Raw genomic sequence first — 14527 nt, 5'->3', positions numbered from 1 at the left:
TAAAGCATTGAAATTCTTGAATTTTAGCCAGATTAGTGAGTGGTAGTGAAATTTCTTTTACTCAAATTTAGGTATTCACTGACCGTTCTTATTATAAATACCAGAATAATAAGCTACTGATATTCTCCATCTTTTTTATCTTTAATCCATCATAGCTAGCGATGCAACAAAGCCCGCTGGAATCCAGCCTTTTCATAATCATTAAAATGTTGTATTTTAACATAAAACGGCTACTTTTATGCTTACTAACTTAATAAAATTCCTGGATCCCAGTGTCTGGGCACTGGGATGACACCCTACTAGCAGAAGTTACTCTCAAATGTTTGTTCATGTTAGCTACAAACATTAAGAAATTTACCAAACGAAAAAAAGGCAAAAGAAGCCCCAGTCATTGTCTATTTTCAGTATTGGCGTTTTTTAAGTCTTAAACACTGCAATTTAGCTGCTTTTAAATGCAACTCACCTTAGTTTAAATGTTTAAGAAATTTACTAAGCAGAAAAAAAGGCAAAAGAAATCCCGTATTAGCTAGTTGTCATTCTCTAATCCTGCAAATTGGCGTGCTATACTGTCTTAAACGCTTTATAAGCGCGTTTCAGCTTATATAGGTAAAAACCCAGAAATGTTGTGAAGACGTAGGGTGCGCATAGTGCAAAAAATTAAAAATAAGACGCCAATTACGTAATACTGTTGTCGTTTAATCTGCACAGATTGAAGATAAATGAATACCTTCAGTTTCATGATAAGAGGGCTGGCGAAGGGTGTCAAGTAAGTTTTTTCGTTTCTACCAGCTACTTGGATGACACCACATAAATTAATAAATAGGAAAATTACTACAAATCCTTTCAACTTTAGCTTTTACTGCTTTTTCGACACTTGAGCTATTTCCGCTGATTAATCCTTGAATTACTTCATTTATTAGACCAGCTATCTCTTTAAAATTTTCTGCCTCAAGTCCGCGTGTTGTCTCAGCAGCGGTGCCAAAACGGATCCCTGAAGTGATGGTCGGCTTTGCTGTATCAAATGGTACAGAGTTTTTATTACAGGTAATACCGGCTCTCTCAAGGCTATCTACAACGTCTTTTCCAGTTAATTTCTGCGATCTTAAGTCAACTAGCACTATATGAGAGTCAGTGCCACCGGTTATAATGTCAAGTCCATGCTTTTGCAATTCTTGAGCCAGCACTTTCGCATTTTCCACGACTTTCTTGCTATAAGTCTTAAACTCTGGTGCTAATGCTTCTTTAAATGCAACAGCTTTTGCAGCTATCACATGCATAAGTGGCCCGCCCTGCAATCCTGGAAAAACTGCGGATTGAATTTTTTTGTGTAATGCTTCATCATTGGTCATCACTATTCCACCACGAGGACCACGCAAAGTTTTGTGAGTCGTGGAAGTCATAACATGTGCATATTCAGCAGGGGATGGATATTCGCCCGCTGCAATAAGCCCTGCATAGTGAGCAATGTCTGCAAGCAAATAAGCACCAACTTTATCTGCAATCTCGCGAAAGCGTTTGAAGTCCATTTTTCTTGGATAAGCAGAAGCACCAGCTATGATCAATTTCGGTTTATGCTCCAGCGCCAGCTTTTCTATCTCATCCATATTGAGCAGATAAGTGTCTTTATTCACTGTATATTGAATTGACTTAAACCATTTACCAGAAAGGCTTGGTGCCGCACCATGAGTTAGATGCCCACCGCAACTCAGTGATAATCCAAGTATTGTATCGCCTGGAGTAAGCAGTGAAGCAAATACCGCCTGGTTTGCCTGAGAACCAGAATGAGGTTGAACGTTTGCAAATTTAACACCAAACAACTTACAAAGTCTTTCTATAGCCAGACTTTCAATTTTGTCCACATGCTCACAACCACAGTAATATCTTTTACCTGGATAACCTTCTGCGTATTTATTAGTCAGAAAAGAGCCTTGTGCCTCCATTACCGCTTTGCTTGCAAAATTTTCTGATGCAATTAATTGCAATTGTGATTTTTGGCGTTGTAATTCTTTTTCTATAGACTGATAAACCTCGTTATCAAAAGACTTTAAACTATTTTTAGAGCCACAGATTTTTTTTAAAACACTCATCATAGATCAAACCTCGCTTTAATTTTAAGATGCACAAGCAATTTTAAGACTGCTTATCCTGCTTTTTTAACCATAAGAGCCCAAAAACAGCTATCAGCAAACATACAGGAATAATAGATGTTGCTTTTATCAGCAATTCAGTACTATACACAGGATTTCCTTGTATCACTGTCCTATCCCAACACAAATCTATTATTTTTGCGATCCCAGTGTGAAAAAAATAGCCAAAAACCATGACTATCATATTTGACACAGCTGTAGTTAATCCTATTAAGTTATTATTTACATAACTTAATGCTTTGTACAGTGTTACTATTTGATATCCAGAAGCGAAACCTATAACAAGAAGTGCAGGCAATACAATATACAATCCGCCAGCCTGTGTAAAAAGTAAAAGGAAACTAGCAATCATTGCAAAGGAACAGACAATAATAACTTCATAATGTCTATTTGGATATTTTTCTAATATGTGAGCAAAAGAGAGCAATCCAGCTGCAAATCCTACATATATAACAGAAGAAATTGAAGACGCTAGATCACCGGCCATTTGATATACCTCACATAAAAAAGCTTTTGTCCAAGCATCAGCAAAACCTTCTAGTGGACCTACCATTAAGCCACCAAAAAAACTAATTAGAATGATATATTTATTGAAAAGCACAGTTTTTAGATCCTTCATGCTAATTTTTTCTTTTCGAAAGTCGTAAGCATTGTAAGGAATAACTAAAAATAAAGATAAAGCGAGTAAGAAACCAAACCCTGAAAGAATATAAATTACGTAATTCCAACCAAACTCATCAAGCAAAAGTTCTATTGGTAGACCACCATATATTGCCCCTAATAGCCCTATAATAACAGATATGCTTGCCATTTTTGCTGATTTTTCTCGCGGAAAATACATACTGGCAACTTTAAATACTCCTATTACTGACGCAGACGAGCCAATCCCAACAATTATTCTACCTAATACTGAATAATACCACTCATCAAAGCACACAAGAGGTAATGTTCCAATAGATACCAAGACAGCACAAATAGGTAAAACAATTTTTGGACCGAATCTATCAAAACAAAGACCAACAGGGATATGAACTAGTGTAAATCCCACATAGTAGAGACCATTAAATTGCCCTAAATCTGCAATGCTTATATTAAATTTTGTTATTAATACAGGCGCAATTATGTTTGGCATGACACGTAACACATACTGGTATGCATAGAAAAGAGATACTATCAACCATACAAAAAAATTACTTTTCGACATACCTACCACCTAATAAAACCCAATTACAATTAAAACAAAAATATCAAAGTAAAATAAAGTATTATATTTCATAATAACAAGAGCCTTAAATTAGTACATCTAACGATTTTATCATACGAGCCTTCGATAAATTATCTACTTATTACAATCAACTTCTCTAAAATCTTTATTTTTTAACCATAAGAGCCCAAAAACAGCCACCAGCAAACATACAGGAATAACTGATGTTGCTTTTATCAGCAATTCAGCACCATACACAGGATTTCCTTGTATTATTGTTCTATCCCAACACAAATCTACTATTTTTGCGATCCCAGTGTGAAAAAAATAGCCAAAAACCATAACTATCATGTTTGACACAGCTGTAGCCAGGCCTACTAAGTTATTATTTACATAACTTATCGCTTTGTAAATGGTAACCACCTGATATCCAGATGTGAAGCCAATAATAAAAAGCGTAGGTAATACAACATACAAGCCACCAATCTGAGTAAAAAGCAAAAGAAAACTAGCGATCATTGCAAATGAGCATGCAATTATTACTTCATAATGCTTATTTTTATATTTTTCCAATAAATAAGCCAAAGAGAATGATCCTGTTAACATTCCTATCAATATTACGGAAGAGAGAGAAGATGCCAAGTCTTCATTCATTTTATATACTTCAAAAAAGAATGCTTTCACCCAACCATCGGCAAAACCTTGCATTGGACCGACCATGAGTCCACCAAAAAAGCTAATTAGAATAATATGCTTGTTGAAAAGTATGTTTTTTAAGTCTCTAATGCTAACTTTTTCCTGTTGAGCATTGCTTTCAGGCGTTACTAAGAACAGCAACAGAGCAAGTAAACACCCAAATGCTGAGAATGTATAGATAACATAATTCCAGCCAAATTTATCGAGTAAGAAGTCTAAAGGTAACCCGCCACATATCCCTCCCAAAATTCCTATAATTATAGATAAGCTGGCCATTCTTGCTGATTTTTCTTGCGCAAAATACATGCTTGCAACTTTAAAGATTCCAATTGCCGAAGCGGATGACCCAATTCCCACAATTATTCTTCCAATTATTGAATAACTCCACTCATCAAAGCATATAAGCGGTAGTGTCCCGGTAAATGTCAAAACGGTACAAGCAGGTAAAACAAACTTTGGTCCAAATCTATCAAGGAAAAGACCAATAGGTATATGAGCTAGCGTATAGCCTACATAGTATAACCCACCAAACTGGCCAACATCTGCAATACTTATGTTAAATTTTGTTATTAATTCAGGCGCAATTATGTTTGGAATTACGCGTAATATATATTGGTATGCATAAAACAGTGACGTCAACAACCAGATTAAAAAATTCCTCTGCAATACTTTACCCCAAAGCTAGCATTATAGATACTCTGTTTATAGAAAACAATATTTTTATGAATACTTATTTTAATTTACCGGAATTTTATACAGTTGAACTCATAGCCAACATAAGTAGTTTATGCATTAACTAAATTTTCCAGGTTCAAGTTTGGATGATGGAAAAAGTTCACTTTTTCTATTTTTAAAAGAGACCTTTTATTTTACTTATAATTTTTTCTACCATATCTACAACTGGCTCATGAATAAGGTATATGAAAAAAATTACACCACAAATGATAAGTATATTTATGATTTTACCCTTATTCATCTTTATCTTGAGCTTCACTTTTGTTACAAGATCCATTTTATTTATGTTTTTATTTCATGCTGACAATTATATCTTAAATACCATAATTTTCAGTAAAATTTGACTTCAGAAGTATTCTATTAATTCAATATTAACCTTTTTATGTGTAAAATAGTTAATATAATATTAAAGCAGGCTGATGAATATAAGCACGATAGATAATACGCTGCAAAATTACATAACAAAATACATTGAACAAACATTCGCTACACACGTGCTAGGCAATAGATACGACAAATTGTATAGGAAACTTCTAAGTGGTATAGAAGAGATAATAAAGCTTGCTGTAAATGAAGCAAAACACTACGATGAAAATTTAGAAGATCTATATAACGATTCAAGATTTAATAAGAAATTTATTCAAGCTGTTGCTAAACATCAGGTGTCGGAATTTTTAAATACTTATCCGAAAAGAAAAGAAATTGTTACAGAATTTTACAATGAACATCACATTAACGAAAGTGATTTAAAGACTCTGGAAAAGGGGAAAGATTTAGTAAATAAAATAAATAACATTAACTTACTGCAACAAAATGAAAAAAATGAGGAATTCAATATTAGAAAGACACTTGCTCAATCAATAAAAATGCCTTCCATAGAAAAACACAAGTTAGAACATTCAAAATAACCTTGGCGAAGTATGGCAAAATATACAACTTATGGATAGTCTATTTCATTTTAACTCCTGGCACGCTTTAGTAATACTATCACATCCAATTTCTAATTGTTCCTGAGAGGTTGCATAAGAAATTCTGATAAAATTTTCTAGACCAAATGCAATTCCTGGAACCACAGCAACCAAGTGATCTCCCAGTAAGTATTCAGTAAAATCTAAATCATTATTTATTATCTTACCACTTTTTGTGCTTTTACTGAGCAATCCTTCACATGAGACAAATAAATAAAACGCACCTTGTGGAACAGACGCTGATAATCCCGGGGCAGAATTTAGCTCTTTCACCATAAAATCTCTACGACTCTTAAAAATCCTTGTTCTTTCTTTCAAAAAACTATGATCACCGTTTAATGCTGCTGCTGCTGCTGCTTGTGCTATCGAATTTGGATTAGAAGTGCTTTGAGACTGCAGCGTAGAGATAGCTTTTACCACATCACTTCTACCTGCAATATACCCTATTCTCCAGCCTGTCATTGCATAGGCTTTTGATACTCCATTGACTACAAAAACTCTATCATAAAGCTTCGGCTCAACCTGAGCGATAGTAAAAAACTTTTCGTCGTATATTATATGCTCATAAATATCATCTGTAACGACATTCATATGTGGATATTCAAGCAATATTTGTGCTATGTCTTTCAATTCATCACATGTGTACACAGCTCCTGCAGGGTTGTTCGGTGAGTTAAGAATTAACCATTTAGTTTTTTTAGTTATCCTGCTTTTCAATAATTCCGCTGTCAGTTTAAAATTTTGTTTGCATTCTACTACAACTGGCAAGCCGCCAAAAAGACTTACCATATCAACATATGAAACCCAATAAGGAGCTGGAATAATAACTTCATCTCCAGAGTTAATTGTTGCCATGAACAAATTGAATAACACCTGCTTAGCACCTGTACCAACACAGATTTGGTTAAGCGTGTACTCGAGGTTATTATCCTTTCTTAACTTATTAATTATTGCTTCTTTCAGCTCACGCGTTCCATCAACAGCAGTATATTTAGTCTTACCTTCACTTATTGCTTGAATAGCTGCTTTTTTTATATGATCTGGAGTATCAAAATCCGGTTCTCCTGCAGCTAAAACACAGATCTTTTTTCCTTCATTTTTCAACTTATTTGCCTTATCAGTTACAGCAATCGTAGGTGATGGTTTTATTAGGGACATTCTTTTTGCAAGGTCTGACATATCTTACTGAAGCTAAATTCAAATGATAAACCCCGTACAACAAAAAAGCTAGAATTTTGTGTATTGTATTAGTAGCTTTTTACCAGGTTTACCAATGCAGCAATATTTTCAACTGGAGTATCAGGGAGTACTCCATGTCCGAGATTAAATATGAAGGGTAAATCTCTAAAGCAATCTATTATACGTTTTGCTTCTTTGATTGCTTCCGTTTTATTATAGGCTAAAAGATTAGGATCAAGGTTTCCTTGTAGAGGGATGTTTAGATTCGCTTTCGCCCATTTTATTGGAACATTATAATCTATACTTACTGCAGATACACCTGTTTGTTCGCAGTAATCTTTATAAAGATTTCCAGCAGACCTTGGAAAACCTATTATTGGAAAATCAGAAAATCTATCCTTTATTGCCAAGATAATTCTCTTTGTTGGTTCGATAACATATTCTTTAAACAATGGTTCCGATAATGCACCAGCATTACTGTCAAATAGCTGAATAACATCTGCTCCAAATTCTATCTGTTTAATTAGATAAATAATCGTTACTTCCGTTATTCGTTCAATTATTTCCTTCAAACACGAAGGATAAAAATTTAATACTTTGGAAAAAGTTTTGCTGCTCCTACCTTCTATGATGTATGAGGCTACTGTCCATGGTCCACCAGCAAATCCTATGAGAGATTTTTCTTTTGGTAATTGGCTTCTGACTTTTTTTATAGCGTTTAGAATTGGTAAGGTTTTAGTTTCAATTTCTTGTGGACCCTTCAATTCCTTAGGACTTTCCACGGGTTTTATTATTGGACCTACACCGCGTACGAAATTCACGTCACAACCCAAAACATCAGCTATTATTAAAATGTCTGAAAAAATTATCGCCGCATCCATGTCAAATCTTGTCACCGGCTGTAACGTCAATTCTGTCACTAAATCTGTGTTGTAGCATATCTCCATAAAATTATTCATATTTTCTACTGCTTTGCGGTACTCAGGAAGAGACCTGCCAGCCTGACGCATTAGCCAGATAGGCACTCTTCCACCCGGCTCATTTCTCTTAATAATTTTCGCTATTGTTGTTTTGCCGCTTTCCAATCTATTCTATTTATTCTTTTGTATATTAAAGTATAGTAATAATAATAGTTCTATCAATAACTTGTTACTAACTTAAAATTCAGTAAAAATTGGCGTTGTTCAACTTGTGGATAAATATGTGAGTAACTTTCGTATATTATTGATTTTCTGTTATGATTTATGTGTATAAGTAAGGTGTTTAGAGTGTTAGTAATTTTCTTTTATGGAAAAATACTTTACCATCATGCATTGTTACACAACTATGTATATGTTGTTGAAAAAGTTGTTGATCAATTGTTGGTATTTTATATCAACAAATAATTCACAAATTAATTTGACATTATTCACATGCTTATTAAACATTTAATAACAGTTTTCTTGATAAATCTAATCTGAAAACGTTTTTGCCATTACAGGGAATAAATTGAGTAAAAAAAGAACCTTAGTAGAAAAAATAGCATATAGAATTTTTCTCTTCCTTTTCAAAAAAGCTTCTGTGTTGAAAAAGTGTTCGACTGAGGCATTAATGAAAGATCTGCCAGACCTTAATATATTTAATGGTCTATTAAAATTCCGCGATTGTGGTATAATGGATATAATGACTCCACGTACAGAGATATGCGCAGTAGACATTGAGTCAAGCGAGCGTGAAATAATAAAGAAGATAAAAAACACTTGCCACACTAAAATACCAATTTATAAAAATAACTTTGATAACGTAATAGGCTTTTTTTATGTAAAAGATGTTGTTTTTAATAGGGATAAAAATTTTAATCTGAAACATATTATACAAAGCGTAATATTTGTTCCACCCTCGATGAAGACAACTAATCTTTTTGTTAGGATGAACTCTTCTAAATCATGCTTAGCTATCGTATTGGATGAATATGGTGGAACTGATGGTTTAATTTCAATGACTGATCTTATAGAGGAACTAATACCAAACATTGATAGTGAAAACGAAATAAATTCAGAATATACCATTACTGAATTGTCTCAAAATAAGTTTGAAGTATCAGCAAGGGCTCTTATAAAAGATATAGAAGAGGATCTAAAAATAGAATTACGTGACCCTGAAGAAGACTATGTTACACTTGGTGGTTTGATTCTTTCGATTGCTGGTAAAGTGCCTTCTGTAGATGAAGTCATTAAATATAAAAATGGTATGAAGTTTATCATCAAAGATGCAAATGAGCGCTACATTAATAAAATAGTACTAGACTTAAGTGATTACAAAAATTAGATTTGGTACCCCTTGTCGGGGAATGCCTTGACACGAAGAAAAAGTTGTAATAACCAAATATGCAACTCAAGTTATAGTTAAACCTATTTCCAGCAAATTATTTTCGCAAGTATAATGCATTTCAGTGTTATAGTACTCTAATAATAAAGAGGTCATATAGATATTAATATCTTTTGTATTTAAATTAGTGTCATTTTTTTTGATTAATTTGTCTACTAATGATTTGCTTATTGGTTTGTGTTCATTTAGAATTTTTATAGTTAATAGCATTTTATCTTCTGTTTGACTCAGTAAAACAGATACTAGTTCAACTTCCGCCACTGCACTGGCTATAGTTAGCACCATATTAGAAATTATCTTATTTATCTTTTCAATTAAATCTTCCTTATTTTTTGCAGAGTATGCGTCTATTTTCCACGTAAGCTTTACTTTTTTTTTAATAAATAATTTTCGATATTAGATTTGGTCTTATCAAAGCTATAATTATCCATTGAAGAAGAATATGCCTGCTTCATAACTTTATGTTTATATATTAAATCATCGGAGCTTTCTTTAAGAAACAACAACGCTTCCTTCTGCGCATCAGCATCATTCTTATCTATTACTTCAAGCTCTTCTACGCCAAACGTTATTCCATTCATAGAGTTAGCAAAGTCATGAAGCAGCCGTCCTGATAGCAGTTCCGTTATTAACAGTATGTTTTTGGTATTTTCGTTCATTGGATAATTATAAATGATTTAAGTTACCCTATATTGGTAAGTATATAATAGTCAATTAAGAGAAAGTTTCGTTGCACTTTTTATATCAAGGCATTAATATAGTATTAACAATTTTAAAATTTATAAAAGGATTATGAATACTTATACCAGATCAGGAATAGATATTGAACTATATAATAAGTTAATAAAAGAAGTCAAGCCTATTGCTCAAGAAACTACTAGAGAAGAAGTAATCAGCGAAATAGGTTCATTTTCTGCGTTATTTGATTTTGCTGCACTAAGTAAGAAGTATGACCATCCAGTACTCGTTTCCTCAACTGATGGAGTAGGTACGAAACTGTTGATAGCTCAAGAAGTGAATAAACATGATACTATAGGTATAGATTTAGTTGCAATGTGTGTAAATGACTTACTTGCACAAGGAGCAACGCCTTTGTTTTTCCTTGATTACTTTGCAACAGGCGTTTTGACCAAAGATGTTTTATTATCTGTGGTTAAGGGCATTGCAGAGGGGTGCAAGCAAGCTAAAATAGCATTGGTTGGTGGGGAAACTGCAGAAATGCCTGGAATGTATGGTAATAATCACTATGACCTTGCAGGGTTTGTGGTTGGTGTAGTTGATCGAAAGCAAATTCTTCCAAACTGTAGTATGATGAAAGCAGGTGATTATATAGTTGGCTTAGAGTCAAGTGGAATTCACTCAAATGGGTTTTCTTTAGTGCGCCATGTTTTCAAAAGCTTAGGTATAAATTATAACGATACATCTCTATGGAATAATAAATCTTGGAGTGAAATACTACTTGAACCAACAAAAATATATGTTGATTCTTTGCTGCCTATCATGTCACAAGTAAAAGGTATTGCGCACATCACGGGTGGTGGTTTGGTAGACAATATTCCGCGAATTCTTCCAAAAAACTTATTTGCAAACATAGACATTAATTCCTGGAAATGGCCAGATATATTTTTATGGCTAACAAAGGAGGGTAAAATAGAGAAGAAAGAAATGCTAAAAACATTTAATTGTGGTATTGGTATGGTATTGATCGTAAGTTCTGAGAATATGCAAAACGTGAAAAATCATTTCCAAAAACGTGGAGAAAAAATTGAAATTATTGGAAAACTTGATGAGGCATGTAACCCTCCACTTGATAGAGTAGTATTTAGTTAACCTAACTTTACTGACAGTCTTTTTGCAACTTCTAGGTATGCTTCCTTTAAATCTCCTAAATTCAAACGAAAGACATCTTTATCTAGCTTTTTATAAGTATTTTTATCCCATAATCTGCAGTTATCAGGGCTAATTTCATCAGCTAAAACGATTTTAGTACTGTCATTTATTAATCTGCCAAATTCTAACTTGAGATCAACTAAATATATACTTGCATTTGAAAATAGGTGAACTAATATTTCGTTGATTTTTAAAGTTGTAGTTTTAACTTCATCCATTTCTTTGCTAGATAGCCAATCAAAATACAGTATGTGATTTTCACTTACCATTGGGTCGGCTAGGTCATCATTTTTGTAAAAAAAATCGATTATAGGAGATGCAAGCCTCTCACCTTCTTTGATATTAAAACGTTTGCAAAAGCTGCCAGCTGCGACATTTCTAACTACTACCTCAAGAGGTATTATCTTGAGTTTTTTGACTAGCTGTTCTCTTTCGTTTAGAGTTTTTATAAAGTGTGTGCTAATTTCTGCTTTCTCAAGCTTTTCCATGATAAAAGCACTAATATGATTATTAATTATTCCTTTACCATCGATTATTTCATATTTTTCCTTATTGAATGCTGTAACATCATCTTTAAAGTGCTGTATGACAATTGATAAGTCTTCAGTTTCAATAATGGCTTTCGCTTTACCTTCGTATATCGTTTTATTCAGTGACATGTTTAATTTAACTATATATTATATCAATTTACTATTCTTAGAGTATAGCCCCAAATAACTTAAAATAAACCTTAATGGCATTCAATGTTACAATATTAACCATATTCCCAGAAATGTTCCCGGGGTTTTTGAACTATTCTCTTGCCGGAAAAGCGTTAGAAAAAAAAATATGGAACCTTGAAGTAATAAATATTCGTTCTTTTGCGAAAGATAAACATTCAACTGTGGATGATGTTCCATATGGAGGTGGAGCAGGAATGGTTATGCGTTCTGATGTAGTTGGTGATGCAGTAGATAGTATGCTCTCTGTTCATAAAAACACTAAGTTTATTTACATGACTCCATCTGGAACTAAGTTTAATCAGAATATTGCCAGAGAATTATTAGAGTTTCCTCATATAACAATATTGTGTGGTCGATTTGAAGGTATTGACCAAAGGATAATTGATGCGTATACTCCTTATGAGTTAAGTATTGGAGATTATATACTTTCAGGAGGTGAGCCAGCTGCAATGGTGGTTCTTGATGCATGCATTAGACTTCTTCCAGGTGTAGTAAATAATACCGATAGTATTACTGAAGAAAGTTTTAATTATGGTGGTGGTGTACTTGAATATCCTCAATATACTAGACCTGAGCAGTGGAAGGGATATAAAGTACCTGAGGTTTTGTTATCTGGCAATCACAAAAAAATAAGTGATTGGAGGCAGAAGCAGTCTCATGTTATAACAAAAAAGCGTAGGCCTGAATTATTGAGTGGAGAGATAAATGACAAATTTACTTAAAAAATTTAACGAACAGCAAATGCAAGTGTTAGCTAAAGAAATACCAGAATTTCGTCCTGGCGATGATTTGAAGGTCACTTTTAAAGTAGTTGACGGTACAAGTGAACGTATACAGATATTTGAAGGTGTATGTATATCAAAAAGGAACCGCGGGTTACATTCTTCTTTTGCAGTCAGAAAAGTGAGCCATGGAGAAAGTATAGTGTCTCAGTTTTTTGTTTATTCTCCTGCACTGGTTTCAGTGCAAGTGACAAGAAAAGGAAAGGTTCGTAGAGCAAAACTGTATTATCTGTGCAAACTATTTGGAAAAGCTGCAAGGATCAAAGAGCGTACTACTTATGTTAAAAAGAAATCTAAGTAGATACAATAGGGAGTGATGTCAATTGTGTCATCTCAGAACTCTCTCTTGTCATCCCAGTGCGTGACACACAACTGTACGAACATTGTGTTTGCCTCCCGCTGTGGTGTCATCCCAGTGCTCCGACACTGGGATCCAGCATTCATTATTCTCCTTTTGGTTTGTGCTTTCATGGAAAATGTAAAAATTATTTGCAGGCAAAGCCTGCTGGATCCCAGTGTCAGCTACTTGCATGACAAAAAAGGGGAAAGTTTTTTCAAATCCTCGTGTAAAGAAAAGTAAATGAGTATAAAGAAAAAATTCCTTAAATTACTTCAGTCAAGGCGTGTACATGCTCGTATAAAAAGGAAAAATAAAAAGAACAGAGCGCTACGCTTTTGTTCTTTCACGGCACTAGTTATCTCACTTGGCTGTCCTGTGTGTATATTGCTCAGTATATTGGTTAACTCTTACAGTGCCTTAACAGTAACGAAAATTTTATTGCCAGTTGAAATAAATGCTGATCTTGCTTTGGCGAGTAATCCTAGTGATTTGCGGTATAAGTCCATTGGCTTACTCAACGATTCTTTACGTAAGGTGTTTGGAGGAACTGATTTTAAAGACGGTGACGAAATTTTAAGTCGTAATTCTTGCAAAGAACTAGAGAAATTTTTTCGTAAGAAAGTAAAAGATAGTGGTGAATATGAGATCTGGTTTACCGCGTCAAGTATAATTAATTCAATAAATAAAGATAAATATTTGAATGATCGTTATGCTAAATTACTTGATTGGCTAAAAGAAAAGAGGAGAGTGAAAAAATTTTTTAATAAGTCTTTATTCCTTAAATCTGACTCTCGTGAACCTGAAAATGCAGGGATTTTAGGAGCGTTTATCGGTTCATTAATGACAATTATAGTGTGCCTAGCATTAGCATTACCAATAGGAATTATGTCGGGCATCTGTCTTTACGAATTTATGCCTAAAAATAGGCTAATGACTAATATTGTAGAAATTAGCATAAATAATCTTGCTGCAGTGCCTTCAATAATATTTGGTGTAGTGGGCTTAACTCTCTATCTTGGCATATTTGGGCTACCACGCTCTTCACCACTTGTTGGTGGAATGACTCTTTCATTTATGATGTTACCTAATATTATAATTGCAACAAAAAATGCCTTTGCGAATGTTCCTATTACGATAAAAGATGCAGCGTTTGCGCTCGGTGCACCTCACATCAAGGTGATATTAGATCACTCTTTACCGATTGCGTTACCAAGAATAATACATGGTACTGTGCTTGCAATTGCAAGGATTTTAGGTGAATCTTCTCCTTTACTTATGATGGGTATGGTGGCATTTATTGCTGATACACCTACGTCCTTTTTCGATCCGGCGACTGTTCTACCTGTGCAAATATACATATGGTCAAGCAATCCTGAAATTGCATTTGTTGAACTTGCTGCTATCGCAATTATAGCTTTATTATTGGTGTTATTTGCGTTAAATTTAGTAGCAAATTTTGTAAAAAGGAAATTCGAATTTTTTAATTTTTAGCAATTC

Annotated in this window: 17 protein-coding genes; 6 read left to right on the top strand and 11 right to left on the bottom strand. The window is 33.9% G+C overall.

The genetic code is table 11. The annotated features are described in order from the left end of the window. Nucleotides 1-250: 250 nt before the first annotated feature. The 5 genes from OZD64_RS04880 to OZD64_RS04860 form a co-directional block, all read right to left on the bottom strand. Entirely contained in the window at nt 251-376 is a 126-nt protein-coding gene (locus OZD64_RS04880) for a hypothetical protein (protein WP_010962996.1), read from the bottom strand. A 436-nt stretch (nt 377-812) separates the two neighbouring features. Continuing rightward, a complete protein-coding gene (gene glyA / locus OZD64_RS04875; protein ID WP_274999417.1) occupies nt 813-2090 on the bottom strand; it encodes a serine hydroxymethyltransferase in 1278 nt (425 codons plus the stop codon). A 40-nt stretch (nt 2091-2130) separates the two neighbouring features. After that, nucleotides 2131-3351, bottom strand: a complete 1221-nt coding sequence (locus OZD64_RS04870) for an MFS transporter (RefSeq protein WP_274999416.1) — start codon at nt 3349-3351, stop codon at nt 2131-2133. A gap of 135 nt (nt 3352-3486) precedes the next feature. Next, nucleotides 3487-4713, bottom strand: a complete 1227-nt coding sequence (locus OZD64_RS04865) for an MFS transporter (protein ID WP_038199305.1) — start codon at nt 4711-4713, stop codon at nt 3487-3489. A gap of 184 nt (nt 4714-4897) precedes the next feature. Beyond that, nucleotides 4898-5023 carry a hypothetical protein gene (locus OZD64_RS04860; RefSeq protein ID WP_274999414.1) on the bottom strand — a complete coding sequence of 42 codons (126 nt, stop codon included), beginning with the start codon at nt 5021-5023 and terminating at the stop codon, nt 4898-4900. Between the two features lie 178 nt (nt 5024-5201). On the opposite strand from OZD64_RS04860, the gene OZD64_RS04855 reads away from it, so the two are divergent. Beyond that, nucleotides 5202-5690, top strand: a complete 489-nt coding sequence (locus OZD64_RS04855) for a hypothetical protein (RefSeq protein WP_274999412.1) — start codon at nt 5202-5204, stop codon at nt 5688-5690. A 45-nt stretch (nt 5691-5735) separates the two neighbouring features. Here OZD64_RS04855 and OZD64_RS04850 read toward each other — a convergent pair whose 3' ends face one another. Then, nucleotides 5736-6929 carry a pyridoxal phosphate-dependent aminotransferase gene (locus tag OZD64_RS04850; protein WP_010082012.1) on the bottom strand — a complete coding sequence of 398 codons (1194 nt, stop codon included), beginning with the start codon at nt 6927-6929 and terminating at the stop codon, nt 5736-5738. A gap of 68 nt (nt 6930-6997) precedes the next feature. Next, nucleotides 6998-8014 (bottom strand): uroporphyrinogen decarboxylase, encoded by a 1017-nt coding sequence (gene hemE, locus OZD64_RS04845; RefSeq protein ID WP_010082013.1) that lies wholly within the window; start codon nt 8012-8014, stop codon nt 6998-7000. Nucleotides 8015-8417: 403 nt separating this feature from the next. On the opposite strand from hemE, the gene OZD64_RS04840 reads away from it, so the two are divergent. Further along, on the top strand, nt 8418-9236 hold the full coding sequence (locus OZD64_RS04840; RefSeq protein ID WP_038199301.1) for a transporter associated domain-containing protein: 819 nt from the start codon (nt 8418-8420) through the stop codon (nt 9234-9236). A 66-nt stretch (nt 9237-9302) separates the two neighbouring features. On the opposite strand, the gene OZD64_RS04835 is transcribed toward OZD64_RS04840, so the two are convergent. Beyond that, entirely contained in the window at nt 9303-9647 is a 345-nt protein-coding gene (locus tag OZD64_RS04835) for a hypothetical protein (RefSeq protein ID WP_233395610.1), read from the bottom strand. A 14-nt stretch (nt 9648-9661) separates the two neighbouring features. Then, complete coding sequence (locus tag OZD64_RS04830) at nt 9662-9955, bottom strand: hypothetical protein (RefSeq protein ID WP_006280049.1); 294 nt, start codon at nt 9953-9955, stop codon at nt 9662-9664. A 133-nt stretch (nt 9956-10088) separates the two neighbouring features. On the opposite strand from OZD64_RS04830, the gene purM reads away from it, so the two are divergent. Beyond that, entirely contained in the window at nt 10089-11126 is a 1038-nt protein-coding gene (purM, locus tag OZD64_RS04825; RefSeq protein ID WP_007549277.1) for a phosphoribosylformylglycinamidine cyclo-ligase, read from the top strand. Here the strand turns inward: purM and purC are convergent. Next, complete coding sequence (gene purC, locus OZD64_RS04820; protein WP_010081959.1) at nt 11123-11845, bottom strand: phosphoribosylaminoimidazolesuccinocarboxamide synthase; 723 nt, start codon at nt 11843-11845, stop codon at nt 11123-11125. The two genes, purM and purC, sit on opposite strands and share 4 nt — an antisense overlap. A 74-nt stretch (nt 11846-11919) precedes the next feature. On the opposite strand from purC, the gene trmD reads away from it, so the two are divergent. Both trmD and rplS read left to right on the top strand, forming a co-directional pair. Then, nucleotides 11920-12630, top strand: a complete 711-nt coding sequence (gene trmD, locus OZD64_RS04815; RefSeq protein ID WP_007549279.1) for a tRNA (guanosine(37)-N1)-methyltransferase TrmD — start codon at nt 11920-11922, stop codon at nt 12628-12630. Continuing rightward, the gene (gene rplS / locus OZD64_RS04810) at nt 12614-12991 is read left to right on the top strand and encodes a 50S ribosomal protein L19 (protein WP_006279489.1); all 378 of its coding nucleotides are present in this window, start codon (nt 12614-12616) and stop codon (nt 12989-12991) included. Before trmD ends, rplS begins: the two co-directional genes overlap by 17 nt. A gap of 48 nt (nt 12992-13039) precedes the next feature. On the opposite strand, the gene OZD64_RS04805 is transcribed toward rplS, so the two are convergent. Next, complete coding sequence (locus OZD64_RS04805; protein ID WP_010962989.1) at nt 13040-13222, bottom strand: hypothetical protein; 183 nt, start codon at nt 13220-13222, stop codon at nt 13040-13042. A gap of 48 nt (nt 13223-13270) precedes the next feature. Between OZD64_RS04805 and pstA the strand changes: the two genes are divergently transcribed. After that, entirely contained in the window at nt 13271-14521 is a 1251-nt protein-coding gene (gene pstA, locus OZD64_RS04800; protein ID WP_038199290.1) for a phosphate ABC transporter permease PstA, read from the top strand. Nucleotides 14522-14527 lie beyond the last annotated feature (6 nt).

Origin of the sequence: Wolbachia endosymbiont of Drosophila tristis (assembly GCF_028981745.1) — a bacterium.
GTDB lineage: Bacteria > Pseudomonadota > Alphaproteobacteria > Rickettsiales > Anaplasmataceae > Wolbachia > Wolbachia pipientis.
Note: the sequence above shows the minus strand (reverse complement) of the source record. Positions and strands in the feature narration are given on the sequence as shown.

Coding starts and splice junctions, on each gene's coding strand:
- OZD64_RS04870 (WP_274999416.1), bottom strand. CDS start 3,351: ATGTCGAAAAGTAATTTTTTTGTATGGTTGATAGTATCTCTTTTCTAT.
- OZD64_RS04830 (WP_006280049.1), bottom strand. CDS start 9,955: ATGAACGAAAATACCAAAAACATACTGTTAATAACGGAACTGCTATCA.
- OZD64_RS04805 (WP_010962989.1), bottom strand. CDS start 13,222: ATGCAAGTAGCTGACACTGGGATCCAGCAGGCTTTGCCTGCAAATAAT.
- purM (WP_007549277.1), top strand. CDS start 10,089: ATGAATACTTATACCAGATCAGGAATAGATATTGAACTATATAATAAG.
- rplS (WP_006279489.1), top strand. CDS start 12,614: ATGACAAATTTACTTAAAAAATTTAACGAACAGCAAATGCAAGTGTTA.
- purC (WP_010081959.1), bottom strand. CDS start 11,845: ATGTCACTGAATAAAACGATATACGAAGGTAAAGCGAAAGCCATTATT.
- pstA (WP_038199290.1), top strand. CDS start 13,271: ATGAGTATAAAGAAAAAATTCCTTAAATTACTTCAGTCAAGGCGTGTA.
- OZD64_RS04850 (WP_010082012.1), bottom strand. CDS start 6,929: ATGTCAGACCTTGCAAAAAGAATGTCCCTAATAAAACCATCACCTACG.
- OZD64_RS04860 (WP_274999414.1), bottom strand. CDS start 5,023: ATGAATAAGGGTAAAATCATAAATATACTTATCATTTGTGGTGTAATT.
- OZD64_RS04855 (WP_274999412.1), top strand. CDS start 5,202: ATGAATATAAGCACGATAGATAATACGCTGCAAAATTACATAACAAAA.
- trmD (WP_007549279.1), top strand. CDS start 11,920: ATGGCATTCAATGTTACAATATTAACCATATTCCCAGAAATGTTCCCG.
- glyA (WP_274999417.1), bottom strand. CDS start 2,090: ATGATGAGTGTTTTAAAAAAAATCTGTGGCTCTAAAAATAGTTTAAAG.